Source organism: Serratia sp. BW106, from assembly GCF_002607755.1.
GTDB lineage: Bacteria > Pseudomonadota > Gammaproteobacteria > Enterobacterales > Enterobacteriaceae > Serratia > Serratia proteamaculans.
Map to the genome: position 1 here is coordinate 17,225 of NZ_MCGS01000028.1, position 21,657 is coordinate 38,881.

Annotated in this window: 23 protein-coding genes; 9 read left to right on the top strand and 14 right to left on the bottom strand. The window is 54.7% G+C overall.

Annotated features, from left to right (window positions below):
* Positions 1–145 precede the first annotated feature (145 nt).
* Together BEI65_RS18425 and BEI65_RS18430 are read left to right on the top strand one after the other, a co-directional pair.
* The gene (locus BEI65_RS18425; RefSeq protein WP_099064552.1) at positions 146–922 is read left to right on the top strand and encodes an MBL fold metallo-hydrolase; all 777 of its coding nucleotides are present in this window, start codon (positions 146–148) and stop codon (positions 920–922) included.
* Positions 923–947: 25 nt separating this feature from the next.
* Positions 948–1,898, top strand: coding sequence for a GlxA family transcriptional regulator (locus BEI65_RS18430; RefSeq protein ID WP_099064597.1), 951 nt, complete (start codon positions 948–950; stop codon positions 1,896–1,898).
* A 47-nt stretch (positions 1,899–1,945) separates the two neighbouring features.
* Here the strand turns inward: BEI65_RS18430 and BEI65_RS18435 are convergent, their stop codons facing one another.
* Complete coding sequence (locus BEI65_RS18435) at positions 1,946–2,425, bottom strand: DUF2938 family protein (RefSeq protein WP_077259153.1); 480 nt, start codon at positions 2,423–2,425, stop codon at positions 1,946–1,948.
* Between the two features lie 80 nt (positions 2,426–2,505).
* Here BEI65_RS18435 and BEI65_RS18440 point away from each other — a divergent pair, with 80 nt between their 5' ends.
* Complete coding sequence (locus BEI65_RS18440) at positions 2,506–2,904, top strand: MerR family transcriptional regulator (protein WP_099064598.1); 399 nt, start codon at positions 2,506–2,508, stop codon at positions 2,902–2,904.
* A gap of 163 nt (positions 2,905–3,067) precedes the next feature.
* Here the strand turns inward: BEI65_RS18440 and BEI65_RS18445 are convergent, their stop codons facing one another.
* Positions 3,068–3,442 carry a helix-turn-helix domain-containing protein gene (locus BEI65_RS18445; RefSeq protein WP_099064553.1) on the bottom strand — a complete coding sequence of 125 codons (375 nt, stop codon included), beginning with the start codon at positions 3,440–3,442 and terminating at the stop codon, positions 3,068–3,070.
* Between the two features lie 103 nt (positions 3,443–3,545).
* On the opposite strand from BEI65_RS18445, the gene BEI65_RS18450 reads away from it, so the two are divergent.
* From BEI65_RS18450 to BEI65_RS18460, 3 genes are all read left to right on the top strand, one after another.
* Positions 3,546–4,664, top strand: coding sequence for an NADH:flavin oxidoreductase (locus tag BEI65_RS18450; protein WP_099064554.1), 1,119 nt, complete (start codon positions 3,546–3,548; stop codon positions 4,662–4,664).
* Positions 4,665–4,992: 328 nt separating this feature from the next.
* Entirely contained in the window at positions 4,993–5,592 is a 600-nt protein-coding gene (locus tag BEI65_RS18455) for a hypothetical protein (RefSeq protein WP_099064555.1), read from the top strand.
* A gap of 210 nt (positions 5,593–5,802) precedes the next feature.
* Positions 5,803–7,989: a TonB-dependent siderophore receptor gene (locus tag BEI65_RS18460; protein WP_099064556.1), complete on the top strand. Its 2,187-nt coding sequence runs from the start codon at positions 5,803–5,805 to the stop codon at positions 7,987–7,989.
* 55 nt (positions 7,990–8,044) lie between these two features.
* On the opposite strand, the gene BEI65_RS18465 is transcribed toward BEI65_RS18460, so the two are convergent.
* On the bottom strand, positions 8,045–8,488 hold the full coding sequence (locus BEI65_RS18465) for a DMT family transporter (RefSeq protein ID WP_099064557.1): 444 nt from the start codon (positions 8,486–8,488) through the stop codon (positions 8,045–8,047).
* A 22-nt stretch (positions 8,489–8,510) separates the two neighbouring features.
* Positions 8,511–9,032: a GNAT family N-acetyltransferase gene (locus tag BEI65_RS18470; RefSeq protein WP_099064558.1), complete on the bottom strand. Its 522-nt coding sequence runs from the start codon at positions 9,030–9,032 to the stop codon at positions 8,511–8,513.
* Positions 9,033–9,071: 39 nt separating this feature from the next.
* Here BEI65_RS18470 and BEI65_RS18475 point away from each other — a divergent pair, with 39 nt between their 5' ends.
* Positions 9,072–9,641, top strand: coding sequence for an XRE family transcriptional regulator (locus BEI65_RS18475; RefSeq protein ID WP_099064559.1), 570 nt, complete (start codon positions 9,072–9,074; stop codon positions 9,639–9,641).
* A 27-nt stretch (positions 9,642–9,668) separates the two neighbouring features.
* On the opposite strand, the gene BEI65_RS18480 is transcribed toward BEI65_RS18475, so the two are convergent.
* The 3 genes from BEI65_RS18480 to BEI65_RS18490 all read right to left on the bottom strand — a co-directional run bounded on the left by BEI65_RS18480 (position 9,669) and on the right by BEI65_RS18490 (position 11,673).
* The gene (locus tag BEI65_RS18480; RefSeq protein WP_099064560.1) at positions 9,669–9,962 is read right to left on the bottom strand and encodes a DUF2623 family protein; all 294 of its coding nucleotides are present in this window, start codon (positions 9,960–9,962) and stop codon (positions 9,669–9,671) included.
* Between the two features lie 155 nt (positions 9,963–10,117).
* Positions 10,118–10,705 carry a nitroreductase family protein gene (locus tag BEI65_RS18485; protein WP_085117532.1) on the bottom strand — a complete coding sequence of 196 codons (588 nt, stop codon included), beginning with the start codon at positions 10,703–10,705 and terminating at the stop codon, positions 10,118–10,120.
* Positions 10,706–10,791: 86 nt separating this feature from the next.
* Positions 10,792–11,673, bottom strand: a complete 882-nt coding sequence (locus tag BEI65_RS18490) for a LysR substrate-binding domain-containing protein (RefSeq protein ID WP_099064561.1) — start codon at positions 11,671–11,673, stop codon at positions 10,792–10,794.
* Positions 11,674–11,793: 120 nt separating this feature from the next.
* Between BEI65_RS18490 and BEI65_RS18495 the strand changes: the two genes are divergently transcribed.
* Together BEI65_RS18495 and BEI65_RS18500 are read left to right on the top strand one after the other, a co-directional pair.
* Positions 11,794–12,429 (top strand): flavodoxin family protein, encoded by a 636-nt coding sequence (locus BEI65_RS18495; protein WP_099064562.1) that lies wholly within the window; start codon positions 11,794–11,796, stop codon positions 12,427–12,429.
* 145 nt (positions 12,430–12,574) lie between these two features.
* Complete coding sequence (locus BEI65_RS18500; protein ID WP_099064563.1) at positions 12,575–13,684, top strand: glycosyltransferase family 9 protein; 1,110 nt, start codon at positions 12,575–12,577, stop codon at positions 13,682–13,684.
* Here the strand turns inward: BEI65_RS18500 and BEI65_RS18505 are convergent.
* From BEI65_RS18505 to BEI65_RS18535, 7 genes are all read right to left on the bottom strand, one after another.
* Entirely contained in the window at positions 13,681–14,847 is a 1,167-nt protein-coding gene (locus BEI65_RS18505) for an O-antigen ligase (RefSeq protein WP_099064564.1), read from the bottom strand. The two genes, BEI65_RS18500 and BEI65_RS18505, sit on opposite strands and share 4 nt — an antisense overlap.
* Entirely contained in the window at positions 14,825–15,733 is a 909-nt protein-coding gene (locus tag BEI65_RS18510; RefSeq protein WP_099064565.1) for a sugar glycosyltransferase, read from the bottom strand. Before BEI65_RS18510 ends, BEI65_RS18505 begins: the two co-directional genes overlap by 23 nt.
* Positions 15,734–15,998: 265 nt before the next feature.
* Positions 15,999–17,117, bottom strand: a complete 1,119-nt coding sequence (locus BEI65_RS18515; RefSeq protein ID WP_099064566.1) for an alkylhydroperoxidase domain protein — start codon at positions 17,115–17,117, stop codon at positions 15,999–16,001.
* Positions 17,114–18,160: a putative FMN-dependent luciferase-like monooxygenase gene (locus tag BEI65_RS18520; protein ID WP_099064567.1), complete on the bottom strand. Its 1,047-nt coding sequence runs from the start codon at positions 18,158–18,160 to the stop codon at positions 17,114–17,116. Before BEI65_RS18520 ends, BEI65_RS18515 begins: the two co-directional genes overlap by 4 nt.
* Positions 18,150–19,823, bottom strand: a complete 1,674-nt coding sequence (locus BEI65_RS18525; RefSeq protein WP_099064568.1) for an ABC transporter ATP-binding protein — start codon at positions 19,821–19,823, stop codon at positions 18,150–18,152. The genes BEI65_RS18520 and BEI65_RS18525 overlap by 11 nt, the downstream gene beginning before the upstream one ends.
* The gene (locus tag BEI65_RS18530; RefSeq protein ID WP_085117539.1) at positions 19,820–20,710 is read right to left on the bottom strand and encodes an ABC transporter permease; all 891 of its coding nucleotides are present in this window, start codon (positions 20,708–20,710) and stop codon (positions 19,820–19,822) included. The genes BEI65_RS18525 and BEI65_RS18530 overlap by 4 nt, the downstream gene beginning before the upstream one ends.
* The gene (locus BEI65_RS18535; RefSeq protein ID WP_099064569.1) at positions 20,707–21,651 is read right to left on the bottom strand and encodes an ABC transporter permease; all 945 of its coding nucleotides are present in this window, start codon (positions 21,649–21,651) and stop codon (positions 20,707–20,709) included. Before BEI65_RS18535 ends, BEI65_RS18530 begins: the two co-directional genes overlap by 4 nt.
* Between the last annotated feature and the right edge of the window lie 6 nt (positions 21,652–21,657).

Here is a 21,657-nt window from a genome sequence, read left to right on the forward strand (position 1 = left end):
ACCTCACCGGCAATATTTTGACCCGATATGCGCGAAACTTGGCCTTTAGGACATAGTAGGGTTGCCCGATAATCACTACAATTTGTTATCGGGCCATGGTTGCCGTGGCTCTTACCAAGTTAAATAGCGTTCGGGAGAACACAAAATGAAAATTACTCAGATCCGTAATGCGACCCAGATCCTAGAATATGCAGGTAAGAAGTTCCTTATCGATCCCATGCTTTCTGATAAAGATGCATGGGATGGTTTTGAGGGAACGGCTCGCTCAGAAATTCGTAATCCTATGGTGGAATTGCCTCTGGATATAAGCTCACTGCTTGATGTGGATGCAATTATAATTACCCATACGCACCCGGATCACTGGGATCTGGCCGCTGCAGATATTGTGCCGAAAGATAAGTTGATTTACGTCCAGAATGAGAACGATAAAGCACAGCTGTGTGCTCAGGGTTTTACTAATCTGGTTATTCTTAGCGAAACCAGCCGCTTTGAAGATATTGAACTGATTAAGACAGCATGCCAGCACGGTTCAGATGAAGCCTATGCCAACCCGCAGATGGCCGAAATTCTTGGCGATGCCAGTGGCGTTGTGTTCCGTCATCCAGCAGAAAAAACCTTATATCTTGTTGGTGACTCTATCTGGGTGAAGGCCATTGAACAAAACATGCGCAAATATATGCCGGGTGTGTTGATTATGAATACCGGTTGGGCTCATGTTCTGGGCTATGGCGCAATCATCTTTGGTAAAGAAGATATTTTGAAGGCACACTTTGTATTGCCTGAAGCCCAAATTGTTGCCACCCACATGGAAGCTGTAAACCACTGTCTGGTCACTCGACAGGAAGTCCTGGATTATGCATGCGTTAACCATATTCAGAGCTACGTTTCAGCGCCTGCTGACGGCGAAGCTGTCACGTTCTGACACCAACCGATCCTCAGGGAGTACAATATCTGTGATCTCAGTTGCCATTCTTGTTACCCAGGGCTTCAGTACGTATCACGTATCAGTTCCGCTGATTCTTTTTGGTGAGACCGTCACGGACCAACCGCTTTTTACCCGCCTGATATGCGCTGAAAAGCCGGGTCTCGTCTGGTCTGAGGAAGGAACGGCAATACAGGCCGAACATGGTCTGGAGGTGCTAACGCAGGTTGATATCGTCATTGTGCCCTTCTGGGGAGATGTGCGGAAACGACCATCCCGCCCTCTGCTTGACGCTCTGGTCAAAGCCCGCGAAGCGGGAGTCCAGATCGTGGGATTGTGCTTGGGCACTTTCGTATTGGCTTATGCGGGCTTGCTGGATGGGCATATGGCAGCAACTCACTGGGAATATGAGGATGATTTTCGGGAGCTGTTTCCATCCGTTCATTTAAACCTTAATGAACTCTATGTTGATGACAATGGACTGACTACATCGGCGGGAACGGCTGCGGCGATGGATTGCTGTCTGTATATTATTCGTCAACATTTTGGCAGTCTGGCTGCTAATAGCATTGCCCGCAGGATGGTCACGCCTCCCCACCGTGAAGGTGGTCAGGCACAGTATATTAATCATCACGTCACGCAAAAGACTGCCGACTGTAGAATTAATATGGTGCTTGATTACCTGCTACAGAACCTTCAGGAGCCGCACGATATTAATTCTCTGGCCGAATACGCCTCAATGAGCCGCAGGACGCTGACGCGACACTTCACGAAAGCGACCGGTATGTCCGTCGTTGAGTGGATTACAGCAGCACGGTTACATAAGAGTCAGGAGTTGCTGGAGAACCTGGATCTTCCTGTAGAACAGGTCGCTGAGAAAGCGGGCTTTCAGTCTGCTGCAACGTTCAGGCTGCAGTTTCGGGAAAAATTCGGTGTCAGCCCCAGAGAGTGGCGAAAAACATTCCGTAATGCATAACTAACACAAGAACGCCAATTGCAGGGTCTGTCTCAACAGCTTTACCTTCAAGATTTTATAACAAGAACTGCGATATAAAGTCCTAACCCATACGCCAGATGTGTTAGCACACTCAACAGCCGAGCCAGCCATGGGCGGGGCGTACGGGAAGCAGCTATGCCAAAACCAAAGGCGGGCTGCAGGATCAGGAAGGGCGCAAATAAAGTTAACAGTCCTGCAAGCAGAGCCGTCGTGAAAGAAGGTTCACTGATCCAGGTTGGCCCCTCCAGGACAAAGGGTATAAAGGCAAACAGTATCCCGGTCAAATAATGAAACACCCACCCAACTAAAAATTCTTTACGCACAGATGATGTTGAAACTATCGTTTTATGTCGGAGTTTTCCTCTGGGCATCCATAAAACCCAGCGCCCAACCAGTGCATAATTCAAAGGCGGTACGTTAATGATGTGCTTCTGGAAGAGTGACCATAAATCCATAACTAGTGTTGCACAGATACCTGTAATGACCGCTTGAAAAACAGTAACCATATCCAATTTTTTCGTCCTTATTTTTAGAAAATGTTAAGCTGGCCACCAGTGTGCAACTTAAAGTCAGGTTTAAGTCAATGATTGAAGAACTGGATATAAGAGAAGTGGCTAATCTTTCCGGCGTTCTGCCATCAAGGTTACGGTTTTACGAGACGAAAGGACTAATCAAACCTGTTGGCCGTAACGGCCTGAGAAGGCAGTATCACAAAAGTGTGCTGAATAAACTGCAGCTGATAGTACTGGGGCAGGCTGCCGGATTTACTCTGGATGAAATGGCAGTGATGTTCAATACGGAAGGTCGGACAGTAATCGACCGTGAGCTTCTTTATCATCGTGCCAAGGAAATTGACGGCACAATCCGTAGGTTGCAACTTTTAAGCAAGGGGTTGAAGCATGCTGCCCGCTGTACAGAACCGGAGCATGCCCATTGTGAAGAGTTCAACAATGTCGTTGCGAGAGGACTGAGACTCATCAGGTAGTTAGTCTTTTGTCGCACTTAATCCTCTAAGAGGAGCCGTATCCGGATGTGCGTATACAACCATATCTTCACGACGTCTCAACCCAAAACGTCCGCTTCTGGCACTGAGCAAACTGTCAGATCGCTTTGGAAACAGCCCCACGACGGGCAGACCCCCCCTCTTCTCATTTCACCTCAGCAGCCTGATCAAACTGCAACCTGGCAGCTTCGACTTCAGGTAATTTATCGAGCGTCCACAGGTGTAGTGCACGAAACGGCTGCAGCAAGGTCCGACCCAGTTGCGTGATTTCGTATTGCACCGCCACAGGCGAGAACGAGATAACCTGTCGCAATACCAGACCATTGCGTTCCAGCCGCCGCAGACATTGCGTCAGGGCTTTCTGAGTCACGCCCTCGAGTCGGCGCCTGAGGGCGTTAAAACGCTGAGGTTCGTCATCAAGCGCGACCAAAACCATCATCGACCACTTGTCTGCAATTTGATCAAACAATGCCCGACTGGGGCAATCCGCCGAAAAGCATTGTGGGTGTAAAGTCAGCATACGAGGTTTCCTTTGGTATACCTGGGCTACTCAAGGTGCCTAATTGACAGCAGGTATATAAAATATACCTAATAGGACTCCTAACGCAATGGAGTCGATTTGTATGTCACAAAATAAATCCAGTATTTTATTCAGTCCTTTTTCCGTCCGTTCTCTTCAGCTTAAAAACCGGATCGTGATGGCCCCCATGACGCGGCTTTTTGCACCGGACGGTATCCCTGGTGAAAATAATGCTGCCTACTACCAGCGCCGGGCAGAAGGGGGAGTCGGTCTGATCCTGTCAGAGGGCACCGTCGTTGATCGCCCTGCGTCACGTAACGATTCCGGCATTCCTTTTTTCCATGGGCAAGCGGCACTGGCAGGCTGGAAAAACATCATTGATGCCGTTCACCATGCGGGGGGTCGCATGGCACCGCAGATCTGGCATACCGGTGCAGCACGTTACATCAACGGCTGGGAACCTGATGCACCGGTCGAGAGTCCCTCCGGCTTTGATGCACCCGGGGATCCACGCGGCGTTGCGATGAGTGAAGAAGATATCGCTGATACCGTCTCAGCGTTCGCAAAAGCGGCGGCAGATGCCAAGCGTTTGGGATTCGACACGGTCGAAATCCATGGTGCCCATGGATATTTGGTCGATCAGTTCTTTTGGTCTGGGACCAATCTGCGCACCGATCGCTACGGTGGACCAACGATCAGGGAGCGTTCACGCTTTGCCAGTGAAATCGTGACGGCCGTTCGTCATGCGGTCGGCCCTGAATTCCCTATCATCATGCGTGTAAGCCAATGGAAACAGCAGGATTACGGGGTACGCATTGCCGAAACACCCGCTGTTATGGAAGACTGGTTATTACCCTTGGTTGAGGCGGGTGTTGATGTGCTGCACTGTTCGCAACGTCGCTTCTGGGAGCCTGAGTTCCCGGAGATTGACGGCGAAAACGGCCTTAACTGTGCCGGTTGGGCGAAAAAAGTAACCGGGGCCGCGACAATAAGCGTGGGTTCGGTTGGCCTGGATAATGATGTTACTCATGCTTTCTCCGGAAAAGGATCGGCGCCAGCGAGCCTGGATCGACTCATTGAGCGCATGGAGCGCGAAGAGTTTGATCTGATCGCCGTTGGCCGTGCCCTGCTGAGTGATCAAGATTGGGTAACCAAGGTGGAGAATGGCGAGTTCACGGCTTTGAGTGGATTTAACCCAGCATCCTTGGCCGAATTGGTTTAGGGCTGTCATAAGGCGGGCCCTGTGAAGCAGGGCCGCCTGGCGAATGCCGTTAGTTGCGTAGGCTATTACCCGTCTGGACGCTTGAGCTCCATCTGAAAACCCAAGCCCGTTACATTAGTCTGCGAGACATCTCGCCTTTTCATCTTTTGCCCCGGCCCTCCCCCCATATCACTTGGCTTCCCAGCCACCTCCCCCAGTAGACTTGTCTATCATGAAATTCTTCAGACAGCTTTACTGTACGATAAATAGCGTACAATATAAGGAGATGGTATGGGGTTCAGGGACGTAAAACAACTCGCTATATGCTGTCTTCAGCAAGGGGCTCACAATGAGAATTGTCAAAGAAGGCGATACGCGCACCGTTCTGTGTCAACACTGCGGAAAATCAATGGCGACTTATCGTTTACGCGATGTGGAGTTCAGCGATCGTCGCGGCACGGTAAAGAACATACTGGCTGCCGTCTGCAACCAGTGTGATGCGGTAGTCAGTATTCCCGCCCAGTCTACGCCACGTGTTAAAAGCGAGTTTGAACAAACAAAGTCAGCGCTGGAAGTCAGAGTTCCGGCGCACTATCTCGATATTCTCAACGTTGCCACGCAGAAAATAGATGCTTCGCTGGACGAAGATTTTCATAAGATACTGATCCTTTACTATCTCCATGCGCTAACCACCGGCCGCTATCAGCAGCAAGAACTGAAAACGCTGTTGGGCAGTGAACTGGCGAAGGCCAAATCGTCGAAACGCCTGTCGATGAAAGTAAGTAAAAAGCAGCTGGAAGAATTAAACAGCATAATGGAACAGCAGAGCCTGACTCGAAGTTCTGATGTGGTAAAAGCGGTGATCCTTAAAATTTATCAGGACCTGGTGCAGGAAAAAAACTTAGGCATATTGCCGGAATTACGCAATGTCGCCGCCGCGTTTTCCTAAGTAGTCCACTCACCTGAGTGCCATATCCGGGTCACTATCGCCCCCAGTCCCAGTTGAAACTTAATATTATCAATCACATTAATGCCTTACCCACATGACGTAAAAATGTGGAGATATTGTGAATTTGCACTTTCCTTACAGTGAATGTAAATGATTATCGTTACCATAATCATTCAAAAACATTTGCACACACTTTCAGGGACAAGATGCATGACTTACACACAATTTTTCAAATTGAGACCGGGCGCGATCCTGTTGGCAGGGTTAATTAGCGCAAACGGCTATGCCGCCGATGACCTGGCGGGTGAAAGTGAAGAAATGGTCGTTTTGGCACCGGCAGAAGAACAATTAAAACAACAGCCTGGCGTATCCATCATAACCGCCGAGGATATCGCCAAGGATCCGCCGGTCAACGATCTATCTGACATCATTCGCAAAATGCCCGGCGTGAATCTGACCGGCAACAGTGCCAGCGGCAGCCGCGGCAACAACCGTCAGATCGATATTCGTGGCATGGGACCTGAGAATACGCTGATCCTGATCGACGGCGTGCCCACGACCTCACGCAACTCAGTTCGTTACAGCTGGCGCGGCGAGAGAGATACCCGGGGCGATACCAACTGGGTACCGGCAGAAATGGTTGAGCGCATTGAAGTTCTGCGTGGCCCTGCCGCGGCGCGTTATGGCTCAGGTGCGGCGGGCGGCGTGATAAATATCATCACCAAGCGCCCTACCAAAGACTGGCACGGCAGCTTATCGCTGTTTACCAACCAGCCTGAAAATGACAAAGAAGGGGCGACCAAACGCACTAACTTTAGCCTCAGCGGCCCGCTGGCCGGTGATGCGCTCACCATGCGGCTGTACGGAAATTTCAATAAGACCGACGCCGATGCCGCTGATATCAACACGGCACAAAACGGCTCCTATGCCGCAGGCAACGAAGGGGTGCGTAATAAAGATATCAACGCCCTGTTCTCCTGGAAAATGACCCCCACGCAAATTGTCGACTTTGAGTTGGGTTACAGCCGTCAGGGCAATATCTATGCCGGCGATACCCAGTACAGCAACGGTAACCTCAGCCCGAATGACCTGGTGTCATCACTTTACGGACAGGAAACCAACCGCCTCTATCGCCAGACTTATGGTGTTACCCATAACGGTATCTGGGACTGGGGCCAGTCACGCGTCGGCGTCTACTACGAAAAAACCAATAATACCCGCCTTCAGGAAGGCTCTACCGGGCGTGTTGAAGGGATGATTAATAGCGACCAATACAACACCAGCCGACTGCAAAATGTCAGAACCACAGGTGAGGTGACACTGCCGCTAGATCTGTGGTTGGAACAAACCATGACGCTCGGCGCAGAGTGGAACCGCGAACAGCTCAACGACCCGGCTTCGATGCAGGTCACCGACGCCAGCGGCATCACCATTGGTGATATCTCCGGCGATCCCAGCAATCGCAGCGCCAAAAACAGCGCCGACCTAAGTGCCCTCTATTTTGAAGATAATATCGAGGCCGTACCGGGAGCGCTGTTGATCCCTGGCCTGCGTTTTGATTATCACAGTAAATTCGGCAGTAACTGGAGCCCGAGCCTGAATGCTTCGCAGGAACTGGGTGACTATTTCAAACTGAAAGCCGGGATAGCACGGGTGTTTAAAGCCCCCAACCTGTACCAATCCAGCGAAGGTTATCTGCTCTCCACCCGGGGTAACGGCTGCCCGAACAATATTTCCTTGGGAAGCTGCTACCTGATGGGTAACAACGATTTGGATCCTGAGGTCAGCATTAACAAAGAGATCGGTCTGGAGTTTGCCTATGAGGGGTTCAACGCCGGCATCACTTATTTCCGTAACGATTATAAAAACAAGATCGTCTCAGGCACCGATCTGATGGGCTATGCCTCTAACGGCTACAACATTTTGCGCTGGGAAAACGGCGGTAAAGCGGTGGTAGAAGGTCTTGAAGGCAGCCTGGTGATCCCGGTGGTCAAAGACCGGTTTAGCTGGCGCACCAATGCCACTTACATGGTCACATCAGAGAACAAGGACACCGGTAACCCGCTTTCGGTGATCCCTAAATACACCGTCAATACCATGCTGGATTATCAGGTAACCGATAAGCTTTCCACCAACCTCACCTGGACTTTTTACGGCCGGCAAAAACCGCGTGAGTATGCCGAAATCCGCAATGAAGTGGGCTCGCTGGCGACCAATGAAGTCGGAGCTTACTCGGTAGCAGCCATTGGCGTGAATTATGATCTGGCCAAGAATCTGCGCCTGAATGCGGGCATCAGTAATTTGTTTGATAAACAGCTATATCGTGAAAACGAAGGGGCATCGACCTATAACGAGCCCGGTCGCGCTTACTACGCCGGCATGACCCTGTCATTCTGATCGATTAAAATGCAGACCAGCCCGTTCAGAGAAACCTGAGCGGGCTTTTTAGCGCTCAAAAACTTCTTCTGGCCACCAGAAAAGCGCCAATCACCAACAATATACCGCCCAGCAGTGCCGGCAGGTTTTCGCGCAGTGCCTCCGGGCCGGCCTTGTAGATATCGGCCATCAAGCCCGCCACCAGTTGGCTGGCTACCAGTACCGCAATGGTGGTTGCTGCGCCCAGTTTCTGGTACCCCAGAATGCCGGAGAAGACAAAGAACGAACCCAGCAGGCCGGGCAATAACATCCACGGCCGGAGGGTGCCCGTTACCTCCGCCAGGGCGCTGACGCCATTTTTGGCGAACAGCAGCCCCATCAGCAACACCAGACCAACGCTGGAGTTGATCACCAGCGTAATCAGCACCGTCGAAACGCTTTCGGTGATACGCACCATCAACAGATTCTGGATAACCAGGCTGACCCCGGCCGCCACCAGCAGCAATAGCATGATATTCATAGAGGTTCCGTTCTTTGCAACGTCATTGGCGGGCTGGCGGTGCGTTGCTGTCGTCTAGTTTTAACTGCAGGAAGGTCAAATCCAGCCATTTGCCGAACTTGGCCCCCACTTCACTCATCCGACCGACCATTTCGAAACCCAGATTGATATGCAGCTGTACAGAAGCCTGGTTGCCGGACTCAATGCCCGCCACCATCACGTGTTTGCCCATCGCCCTGGCGTGTTCAATCAGCGCAATCAGCAGCGTTTTCCCCACCCCGTCGCCACGGCTGTCTTGCCGAACATAAACCGAATGCTCCACCGTGTGACGGTAACCGTCCCATGCCCGCCAATCGCCAAACGAGGCGTAACCCATCACCTCGCCTGCCTCATTGCTCGCCACCAGCACCGGATAGCCTGCCGCTTGCCGCTCCGCCATCCACGCGGCACGGTTTGCCTCGTCGACACTAAGTTCATTCCAGATCGCGGTGGTATTAAGCACCGCGTCGTTATAGATAGCAGCAATGCCTGCGCTATCGGTTATAGTCGCGTTACGGATAAGCATGTTGACCTCTTGGTTGACCGTCTACTATCATACTACGATATGAATAATAAATTAGACAACCTAAATCAGCGCATCGGTGCGAGGATCCGCATCGAACGTGAAGCACGCCATTGGTCGTTGTCCGATCTGGCCGAACGGGCCGGCGTTTCGCGGGCGATGGTGCACAAAATTGAGCGCGGTGACAGCAGCCCAACGGCGATGTTGCTGGGCAGGCTTTCCGGCGCGTTTGGCCTGAGCATGTCCAAACTGATCGCCCGGGCGGAAACGCAGGAAGGCCGGTTGATGCGCCGCCAGGACCAACCGCTGTGGGTCGATCCCGACAGCGGCTATGTGCGTCGTCATGTGTCACCGCAGTCAGATATCCCGCTTGATCTGGTGCGCATTGAACTGCCCGCCGGTGCCGCCATCCCTATGCCGGCTTCGGCCTATGCCTTAATGCGGCAATTAATCTGGGTGTTGTCCGGCTCGCTGGTATTTCAGGAGGGTGAAACCCGCCATGAAATGGCCGAGGGCGATTGCCTGGAACTCGGGCCCCCCACGGACTGCGTGTTCAAAAATGAGAGCGCCGAAACCTGCATTTATCTGGTGGTGGTGATGAATAAGGCCTGAGCCCGTCAAGCCATATGATGGCGGCGCTCAGTTTTGCCGATCGCGGTTATATCCTGCGCAGAAGAACTTTTCGGCCAGGCGATTTGTGCCGCCAGAAAAGAATTCGCTCATCACTTCCCCATTGAGACTGTACGCCCGACACAGCAACCCGGCTTCGAATGCCGCCTGGTTTTCATCACCCAGGCTTTGGGCCAAATGGTGAGCATAACCCAGTACAAAGCCACGCTTGTAGTCACAGCAGAACCGGGTAAGTTCCGAAGCCGGTCCGGCGTTTTGTGCAGCCAAACCGGCCATCAGCCCCTTACCGAAGTGATTGTTCATGGCACCTCCTCTATCATTAATCGATATATAAAATATTATATAACGATCATTGCGTGCATGGACATACTCACAAAGTTTTACCTGGTTACCTGAGCGCATAAAAAAACCCGCAGAGCGAAAACCCTGCGGGCGGATAAACATTTAGACCAGGATAATTACAGGGTAAAGTTCAGCCCTTCTACCACCGTCTGCTCCAGCGGCAAGCGCCCTGAAGGGATCTCTTTTTGCTGCAGGAATTCCGGCAGCAGGGATTTGTCGCCCGCTTTGCCGATCGCCACCATGCCGTGCACCTGATAGTTATCCGGCAGGTTCAACGCAGCCTTGATTTTGTCATGGTGAACACCGCCCATGCAGTGGGTCAGCCAACCTTTCAGATGCGCCTGCAGCGCCAGGTTCGCCCAGGCGGCACCGGCATCAAAGGCATGACTCGGGTTACTGACTTCCTTCTCACCGTTCAGACTGGTGGTTTTAGAGATCACCACCACCAGCGCCGAAGCGTGCTGCGCCCAACCGCGGTTGAACTCAATCAGGAAATCCAGATAGCTGTCCCAACTGGCCGAGCCGTGTTTGCTGTAGGCAAAACGCCATGGCTGAATGTTATAGGCCGAAGGTGACCAACGCGCCGCTTCAAAGAAGCTCAGCAGGGTCTCATCGTCGATAGCATCATTGGCCAGCGCGCGCGGCGACCAACGTTCAATAAACTGCGCATCAATCGGGTAATCAGAAACTCTTGGCTGGCTCATGGACATCTCTCTCATGGGAATGGATAACAAAGTTATCTGATATTCCCATGTCTCACGCCAGAAAAACTTTTATGTTGTGCCCTGGCTCAGCGCCGAACCTCCTGTTGCAGCCAGTCCAGAAACGCCCGCACCGGCGGGTGCCGTTCGCGGCCAGGCACGCACAGCGCAGTATAAGCCGCACCCGGCACGCAAATGTCCGGTCGATAAGATGCCAGCAAACCGTTACGCACCAGATCGGACACCATTACCGAGCTGGCCAGCACCAGCCCCTGCCCGGCTACTGCCGCCTGCAGCGCGTAATGCTCTTCGTCATAAGCCCGCAATGCGGCATGCTGCTGCCACCAGTCGACTCCCGCAGCCTGGCACCACTCACGCCAGCCAGTTTCATACAGGGTGGAGTCATGCCAATGAACGGTGATCAGCGTGGGCGCGGGTTGCTCCATTGCACACAAATCCGGGGCACCGTAGACACCAAAGCTCTCCTCCAGCCGCGCCGCCTGATGCAGTTGCGGGTAGCTTGCGCTGCTGTAGCGAATGGCAATGTCCACGCTGGCGTCCTGTTGCAGATCAATCACCTCGCCGCAAGCCTCCAGCCGTACCAGATAATGCGGATGGGCCTGATAAAAACGTCCCAGGCGCGGCACCAGCCATAAGGCCGCAAAAGAATGGGTGACGGAAACACTCAATGATCCGGCGCTGGGCACCGGCCGCAAAGCATCCAACATGGTGGCGACATCAAGCAGCGCAGTGTGAACTCTTGCAAACAAACGCTCGCCCTTCTGCGCCAATCTAACGCCACGCGGCAGCCGTTCGAACAAAGCAAAACCCAACTGCTGCTCAAGCGCCTTGATCTGATGTGATACCGCCGTCGGCGTAACCGCCAGCTCCTGCGCCGCCTGTTTGAAACTGCGCAGGCGGGCAGCGGATTCGAAAGTTCGCAATGCAGTTACGGGAAGCGAGGCAAACATGAACAAGACCCATACAGATGAATTTATCTCATCCTGACAGAGTAGCCGTCATTTGTCGCTTGCGCTGTATTCAACGTAAATTGACAGCCGTATTCCCCTACTCAGCAGACGGAGAGTGACATGAATTCATCTCAACAACCCAAACGCCTTATCGTCCTGGTGGGCAGCCCACGCCGCGACGGCAACAGTGCCACCCTGGCACAAGCCGTCATGGCGGGTGCCGCCGAAGCCGGGACCGAAGCCAGCCTGCATTTTCTCGATGACTACATCAGTGGTTTTCTGGTGGATGGGCGCCATGCCGAGCCGCCTGCCGATCGCTATGGCGAACTGTTTCTGGATCACTTTTTGCCGGCGGATGGGGTGGTATTTTGCACCCCGCTTTACTGGTACGGCATGTCGGCACAAACCAAAGCCTTTTTCGACCGCTCTTTCAGCTATTACTCCAACGCCTATCCGGATGCGGAACAGGTGCATCAGCGTATGAGCGGCAAACGCATCGGGCTGACGGTGGCCTCGGAAGAAACTTACCCCGGTGGGGCAATGGGGATCGTGCATCAAATTCAGGAATTCAGCCGCTACTCGCATTGCGAATTCATCGGGATGGTCCAGGGGGCGGGCAACAACCGGGGCGAAGTCAGCCGCGATCCGCGCAATCCACTACAGGCCGCCCGCGACTTGGGGCGCGAGATTTTCACTCGCCACTATTCGGATTACCGGATGGATACGCCGCGCAGCACACAGGTTTGGCAAGATTGACTCAACACAGGGGCGGTCTGCTGCCCCTTTATCAAGGTTACGCAAGCATATGTAGCAAACTATTGCCGACCATTGGCCCACCAGGACAAACATCATATGATGCAGATGCCAGACTGGCGCACTCATTAACTCGAAGCGAAACAAGATGTCAAAACAGTGGAAAATAACGGCGGCCAACGCCTGTCTGCAGGTGTACACCCGGTTGGGCGGCAACTTCAAAGAAAAGGCCAGTTTTACACCGGAGCTGACTTTTGAACGCATCGTTATTTTTTCCACCACCGCCCTCGGCGACCTGATGTTTAACACGCCGGCCATTCGCGCGGTGCGTGAACGTTACCCCATGGCGAATATCACCCTGATTTCCAGCCATAAGAATAAACAGTTGGTCGCGACCAGCCGTTACTTTAATGCTGTTATTTATTGGGATCATAAAGCCAAAGACATGCTCAGTATCATTCACCAGTTGCGTAAGCATAAGCCGCAACTGGCCGTCATCCTGCACTCCAAATCCCCTTACGATGTGATTGTCGCCATCACTGCCGGTTGCCAGTATCTTTTCAAAGACGTCTACGGCAATAAAGCCACCGGCATGGAAACCTGGCTGAGCGGCGTAAGCCAGAGTACCGGCGGGCATTTAATTCAGCGCAAGCTGGATCTGGTGGCGCAATTGGGGTGTAAAACCGACAACACCGAGATGTTTATTCCCGTTGAATTTTTGCCGGTTAATAAAACCGCGGATAAAATCCCAATCGGTTTTCAAATGGGCGCCTCTGAAACGCTGCGCTGCTGGCCCGTCGGTCAGTTTATTCGCCTGGCGAAACTGTTGCTGGCACAGTCGCCACACCACCAAATCGAATTAATCGGCTCCCCGAAAGAGCTGGCTATCGAAAAGGAATTTATGGCGGGGCTAACGGCGGACGAACAGCGACGCGTGGTCAGCCATATTGGCAAAACCACCCTGCCGCAGTTGCTGGCAGTGATGTCAAACATGCGGGTGCTGGTGACCGGCGATACCGGCCCATTACATCTGGCCATTGCCCTGAAAACACCGACCATCAGCCTGTTTGTCACCGCCAATCCGCACCACACCGGCCCCTATCAAAATAGCGAACTGCATCAGGTGATGAACGTATCGGTAGATGCGCAAAAACTCACCACGGCTCAACGCCGCCAACCGCTCAGCATCATCACCGAAAATGAGGTGTTTGAAAAAGTGACGAGCGCGCTGGAGTTCACGCACCCGCAGGCTGACTAACGAACCCTTTGGGTCGGCTGGGCAAAAACCATCGCCAATGGGAACCAGAACAGGTACCAGAACTCGGCCGGGTTGGCGATGACAAACATGCCCTGCGAGCAGTAGAAGATCAGCATAAACAGGTATAAAGCCGCCTCCAGCCGCCGCCCGGCCCTGAGGTGACGCGCGGCAAGCTGCGCGCCAAACGCCAGTAACCCAGCGAACAAACAAAAACCAACCAACCCGCCTTTGAGCAATGCCCCCAGATACAGGCTGTGAGTGGTATGAATAAACTCGCCGGTATAATTGGTAAAAGTCAGTTCTTTATCAAATCCATAGCCGAAAAACGGCGCCTGTTCTATCAACGCCAGGCTGTGCCGCCAAATGCTCATCCGCACGAAGCTCTGCTGATACAACTCGGCAAAGCGCGTAATCAGCATTTCCCCGATGGACGACCATAGCACCATGCCTGCGGTAAATATGATCATTGCCATAATCAACATCGCCAATTTTTTATTCAGCGCCCGGTAATGCGTGGTTAACACCAGCGCCGCCACTAAGGCAATCAGAGGCCCACGGCTTTGTGTCAGTACCATAAAGGCAAAAAGTAGTGGGATCGTCAGCAGGACCTTTTTTTGTTGGGTATCACGAAAAACCATCAGGCTTAAAATAATGCCCAAAGCGGCATAACCGGCGAGATCGATCACATTACGCGGGCCGGGATTGGCGTCTGAGGTTTCTCTGAGGGTATAAATTTCTTGGTAATCACTCCATGCCAGATACAGGCATAGCAACGTGATACCGGCGATCACGCAGCAGAGCAAGAGATTGCGCCGGGGGCTATCCAGCACGCTGACCAACAGACCCAAATAAATCAGGATATAAGCGCTATGCGTCAGGGCAGACAGCGCATCTCCCGGCGTGCCTCCCCAGAAATTACTGGCGGAGTAATACGCCAGAAAATACGCCGCCAAGGCTATTCCGGTGACCGCAGCACGTCTGCTAAACCAGGCCTGACGAAATTCCGGCCGGGTGAGCAGCGTCAGCAGGAAAAAAAATGCCGAGATATGGAATAGATTATTCACCCGGGTATGGCCGCAAAAAATGGCGCTAAAGAAGCAGAATGCCAGGAAGACGTAAACAGCGATCGCTGTGGTTACATCAGTTTTTTTTGAAAAAATCACTGCAATCAACCTTTTCAAAAATACGGGTATCTATGGCGCTCGCCAATGAAAAATTCTTTACGGCGATATTGTTGATTTTCATTCTTTCAGCGGCATGGCTAAAAGCCGGGATGATCATATCCTCGACCTTTTCGGGTAAAAATGTCGGCAGTTTGTTTTCTGGCGTTTCATAGAAGCGTGGCAAATGGAAATTGTTCATATCCAGCCCGACAATAAAGAGCTGTTTAAACCCCAGGAAGGCGATGATCTGAAACACCCAATAAACCACCGTGCCGGCATCAAAAATTCCATGCCGAATATCATGACTAAAGGCGATGGATTTACAGACAGCAGAGAAATAGACGTTACTGTTATGGCGGTAATGTTCCCACAATGCCGGAGGATTTATTTTTGGGCTGTAAATTTTGAAAGCCGCATCTTCGATGACGGCAAACTGGCACTTCACGCCTGCCAGCGTGAAACGGTCAATGATTTTCGCCACGCCGTGGACCGTCGTAAACAGGATTAGATTCTCTGCCAGAACAATGTCTTCTATAATATCCGGCCGTTGATCAATAAATCCCATATCGACAATGACGTAAAAACGAAAGCTCACCTGTTGGCTTAAGAAATAGGCCCCATTGACCCCGATGGCCGGCATTTCAGGAATATCGCTAAAGCAAACAGAACTCACCGATGGCCCGGTGGCCGTCAGCAATATCGGCCCCTGAAAGCGGTTTTTTAACGCTGAAAGTTTCACTATAGGAATCATCTGGCTTTTATAATGAAACTCGACAATCTCGCCACTTTCCGCACGTCCAATTTTCACGTAAGGCCAGAGGTTTTCATTATGCCGATAAGGGCGGGAATGTGAATAACGGTATATCTGCTTAAAAAAACTTCCCATCGAGACCATTTCCCATCAAAAAATGCATCCACGCCAACAAAGATTTGTCTGATCTAAATTAAATCCATTGATGGGATGAGTATCGGAGCATTCATGACGGCGAGCAATTTATGCAATTTGAGTTATTCGTTATATTAACAACAAGAGATATGTCTATTTGTTAATAACGTTAAAAACCTGCCTTAAAAGGTAATTATTATCTTGAATTGCATAGGGGCGAAAACTTTCGCCCCGTTTTACACGGCGGTTATTGGCGGAAGACTTATTAATCGTCGAAGGGTTCACCCAAAGTCAGCATCAACCGGTTTGCCCAGGCAAAGAACGCCGTCGACTGCACCAGATCCAGCAGCGCCAGCTCATCCAGCCCCTGCTCGCGCAGCACTGCCAGATGTTCGGCGTTAACCTGCGGCGGCGTGGCGGATAACGCCGCAGCAAAATCTATCTGTGCCCGCCACGGCTCCCCTTGCCCCTCACTCAACACGCCCCCTGGAGCCACCTCCAGCAGACGCTGCACCTCGTCCGTCTGTTTGGACAACTGTGCCGCCTTGCGCGCATGCACCGAAGCGCAATAGATGCAGCCATTCACCTTGCTGGCCACCGTGGCCGCCAGTTCGCGATCCTTACGTTCCAGCCCGCCTTGCGTATAGAAAATGGCCCGATCCGCCAGCGTTCGCTGCTCCAGCACCGGATGGTTACGTGCCAGCAGGCGGAAATAATCCGAGTCGCTATGCCCGAAGCGCGTCAACAGCGCCTGACCTGATGCATCAAACTCCGCCAGCGGCTTGGCGGCGATCCACGGCTCCCACCCCAGTTCCTGACGGGTAAACACCGGCGGCGCATGGCGGCCACTCAGGGTGACGGACTCGGTGCGCCAACTGCCGGCTCTGACCGGTGAGCCGCTGCTGCCCTCCTCAACCGGCTGACCGCCAAGCAGCCGATAGCCGGTTAACAGACGGCTTTGGAAACTGACAAACGCGATCAGTTGCGACAGGGTGACTATAGCGTCCAGTGACCAACCGGCCTGCTGCAATGCCTGCAAATGCTGGGCATCGGCGCTGGCGGGTTTGAACGCCAACCGTTCGGCATGATCCAGCGCCGCCTGCAAACGCGGGCTATCCTCTGCGCCGCCCTGTTGTTGCAGCAACGCCGCATAATGGGCCGCCAGTGATCTATCCGCATGCCATTCGCTGATGCGCTGGGCGACTTGCAACCGCTGCGCTACAGGAAAATCGCCGGCATCGGCGGGAGCAAACAGCGCAAGGTAGCTGGCCTGAATCGCGTCTGTCGCCGCCTGCCGTGTCACTCTGGCCTGTGCCAATGCGGAACCGGGTGCGATCTCTGCCAGCACGGCCAGCAGGTCGTCATTATTCAATGTTGCAGTCATACCTTTTCCTCAGCGTGATGTTCGTGGGAGATGGAAGCGGGAGTGCGACGTTGCCAGCCCAGTTCCGGGGCAACGTGGCGGGCGATCAGCTCAATAGAACGCAGAATGTGGGCGTGCGGTGGATCGATGGAATGCACCTGGAATGCCAGGTCGGTGACCCGCGCCAACGCGCTGTCTTTCTGCAACGAGGCGATCACCTGATCCGGAGTACCGAGATGCACGTCAAAGGCCCGGATCAGCCCATCGAGCGATTCATCCGTTGGCCGATGGCCGCTGGCACGCAGGCGTTCGAGCCCACGGCCCAACCCTTGCGCGGCAAAGTCCCGCGCCTGTTGGCTCTTATCGGTCACCAGGGCGGTGCGCGACCCCATAATGCGCGGTGCGATGCCGGGCGGCAGCGCCGCCAGATAGGCGTCGATAATCGGGTTCTGCAATTCGTCCAGCGGCAAATCCGGCGCATCCGCCGGGCGCGGTTGGGTACGCGACAGCATTAAGCCGTCACCGGCACGTCCGGCGCGTTCACCACCTTCCACCGAAAAGGTCGCCTGCCAAACCCGCTCCGCCAACTGCGGCGCGGCCGGGTACAAACGGTTATCCTCACCGCCCAATGCCTCACCACGCCAGGCGCGCAGCAGCGTGTTGAAGTTGTCGGCAAACACCGCGTGGCGCTGCTGAGCATCAAAACCGAAGGCGCTGAACGATGACGGCGTGCCACCGGCGGCAATCCCCACCTCCAGCCTGCCGTCAGACAGCAGATCCAGCACCGCAGTATCCTCCGCCACCCGAATGGCTGACTCCATCGGCAGCGTGATCACCCCGGTGCCCAGCCGGATATGGCGAGTTCGTGCCGCCACCTGAGCCAGGAACACCAGGGGAGAAGGCAAGCCGCCCTCATCCTCATGAAAATGGTGCTGCGCCACCCAGGCGCTATCAAAGCCGACCCGTTCGGCATGCACGATTTGCTCGGTTGCCAGCCGGTAACGCTGTTGTGCACTGCCCTGATCCAGCAGGCGGGTGAAAAAACCCAGTCTTTTACTGCTCATTAATCGCATCCTTAATCTTGGGCTGTTCGGCATAAAACTGACGGCCGGGAATGGCCTCAATCAACTGGCGGGTGTAATCACTGCCCGGCATGGCGAACAGTTCACCGGTCGCGCCGCTGTCCACCTGTACCCCTCGGTGCAACACCGAAACGCTGTGTGAAATCTGCCGTACCCTGGCCAGATCGTGTGAGATAAACAAATAGGTCAGCCCCAGTTCCTGCTGCAAATCCTGCAACAGCCGCAGGATCTGCGCCTGTACCGTGACATCCAGGGCCGAGGTCGCTTCGTCCAGCACCAGTACCCGTGGTTGCAACACCAGCGCCCGGGCAATCGCCACCCGTTGGCGTTGGCCACCAGACAGTTCGCGCGGCTTGCGGCTCAGCAACTCGTCCGGCAGCGCCACCCGTTCAAACAATTCTCGTACCCGTCGATAACGCTCGGCTTTGCCCAGCGGTTCAAAGTTCAGCAACGGCTCTTCAATCACCTGATACAGCGTCTGCGACGGATCGAGCGAGCCGAACGGGTTCTGGTACACCAACTGAATGCGGCGACGGAACTGCCGCAGCGCTTCGCCCTTCAACTGGGTGAAGTCAACGCCGTCGATAATGATTTGCCCGGCGTCCGGCCGTTGAAAACCGAGCAGGCAGCGTGCCAGCGTGGTTTTGCCGGAGCCGGATTCCCCTACCAGCGCATGGGTGGTGCCACGCGGCACGCTAAACGACACCTGATCCAACGCACGGTAAGTTTTGCCCCCCACACCGGCCAGGCGGAAATCTTTCACCAACCCATTAACCTGGATCGCCAGCTCTTGCGTACTGTTGCTGGGTTGCGACAGCGCCGCACGGGTCAGCGATGGCACGTCGGCAAACAGTCGGCGGGTATAATCGCTGGTGGGGGCACGCAACACTTCGGCGGTCACGCCCTGCTCCTGAACCCGACCATGGCGAAACACCAGCAGCCGGTCGGCACGCTCCGCCGCCACCGCCAGATCGTGAGTCACCAGCAGCACCGCGGTACCAAACTCCTGCCGCAGTTCGTCGATCAGATCGAGAATGCGCTTTTGCACCGTGACATCCAGCGCGCTGGTTGGCTCATCGGCGATAATCAGCGTCGGTTGCAGCGCGATAGCGATGGCGATCAACACCCGCTGTTTCATGCCGCCGGAAAGTTCATGCGGATACTGACGCGCCCGCAGCTCCGGGTGGGTCAGGCCAACCCGGGTCAGTAATGCCACCACCCGCTGCTGCACCTGTTTGCGCGGCAGGCGACGGTGAATATTGAGGATCTCCGCCACCTGTTCGCCGATCGTTTTCACCGGGTTGAGCGAGCTGGACGGATCCTGTGGGATCAGACTGATTTGTGCGCCCCGCACCGCATCCAGACGTCGTGACGACCAATGGCTGATATCGGTGCCGTTGAGACGGATTGCGCCCTGCTCCAGACGGCCATTTTCCGTCAGCAGGCCAATGATTGCCTGCGCGGTAGTGGTTTTGCCCGAACCGGACTCGCCGACCAACGCCACCACTTCCCCCGGCTGAATGGCGAACGACACCTGATGCACCACCCGCTGGCTGCCGGTTGCGCCCTGATAGGCAATCGACACCTGCTCCAGCTCCAGCACCGGCGTGGCCGCCGCCCGTTGTAATGCCGTCTGAATACTCATGGCTGCGTTCTCCCCAATGCACGGCTGATGCGATTGGCCGCCAGCACCACCGCCACCACCGCCAGCCCTGGGAAGGTCGTCAGCCACCAGGCGGTGGAAATGTAGTTGCGCCCTTCGGCGATCAGTAGCCCCCACTCCGGCGTCGGTGGCGGGGTGCCATAACCCAGGAAGCTCAGGGTGGCGATCGCCAAAATAGCGCTGCCAAACTGCAATGCCGAGAAGGCGATCACCGAAGTCAGCGAGTTCGGCAGGATGTGCCGCCACAGCACCGCCCAGAAGGTACCACCGCTGCCATAGGCCGCTTCAACGTAATCACTGTGCCGCACCCGCACTACTTCTGCGCGCGCCAGGCGGGCAAAGTTGGCGACCGAAGTAATCCCGACGGCGATGGCGGCGTTAACCGTACCAAACCCCAGTAAAATAATGATGCTCAGCGACAGCAGCAGGCCGGGAATAGACAGCAAGACGTCGACAAAACGCATCACCGCTTCGTCCGCGATGCCCCCGACCGCACCGGCAATCAGCCCCAGCGCGGTGCCCAACAATAAACCCAACGCGACTGCCACCAGCGCTGCGGACAGCGTCTGCGAAGCACCATAGACAATGCGCGCATACAGGTCACGCCCCAGTTGATCGGTGCCCAGCCAGTGTTCGCCGCCCGGCGCCAGCCGCTGCGCACCGGCGATACCTTCGGTGCCGCTGTAGGCAGTGAATAACTGGGGCGCCAGCGCCCACAGCACCGCAATGGCGATCACCGCCCAGGCCAGCAGCAAGGTCAACGGCACGCGACGACGGCGTGGACGGCTGGTCGGTAAGGTTCCTTCACTTTCCAGGCCGCCCAGATCTCGCTCCGGTACGACCGCTTTTTCATAGGAGATACTGCTCATACGGCGACTCCTGTGTGGGTTTTCAGTCGTGGATCCAACAGCGGGAACAGCAGATCCACCAGCAGATTGAGGGTGACGAAAGCGGCGGCGGAGATCACCACAATCGCCTGCAGTACCGCCACGTCCTGATTCAGCACCGCCTGCAGGGTCAGTTGTCCCAGCCCGCTGCGGCCAAACACGGTTTCGGTGATCAGCGCACCGGCAATCAGTTCGCCAAGCAGAATGCCGGCGATGGTCAGCGCCGGCAGCATGGCGTTGCGCGCCACATGCCGCCACAGCACCCCGCTACGGCTGGCACCTTTGGCGCGTGCCACGGCGACAAACGGCTGGGTCTGCACCTGGTCAATGCTGCGGATCAGGATCTGCGCCAGCGGGGCGGAGATCGGCACCGCCAGGGTCACAATCGGCAGGATAAGCCCTTGCCACTCACCCGGATTGATCACCGGGATCAGCTTGAGTTGGAACGAAAACACCTGAATCAACACAATACCCAGCCAGAAGGTTGGCACCGAAACGAACAGTGACGGCAGCGATTGCAGCGCCGATCTCAGCCAGCCAAAACCGGTCAGATTGGAGATAAAGGCAATCGCCAGCGCCAACAGCAGCGCCAGCGTAAAGCCCAGCACCGCCAGTTGCAGCGTAGCGGGCAGGTTGGTGGCCAACAGTTCGGTGACCGGTACCCCGGCCTGAATGGAGTAGCCCAGATCCCCCCGCAGCACGTTACCCAGCGCATGCAGATACTGCTGCCACAGCGACACATCGGCACCATAGGCGGCACGCATATCGGCGATCTGCGCCGGACTGAGTCCCATGTCCGGATTCTGGAACTTAATCAGGATCGCATCACCCGGCAGCACCTGCAGCAGGAGAAACGACAGGCTAAAGGTCGCCCACAGCACCAGTAGCGCCTGTGCGATACGCCGCGCCAGATATCGGCTCATCATGAT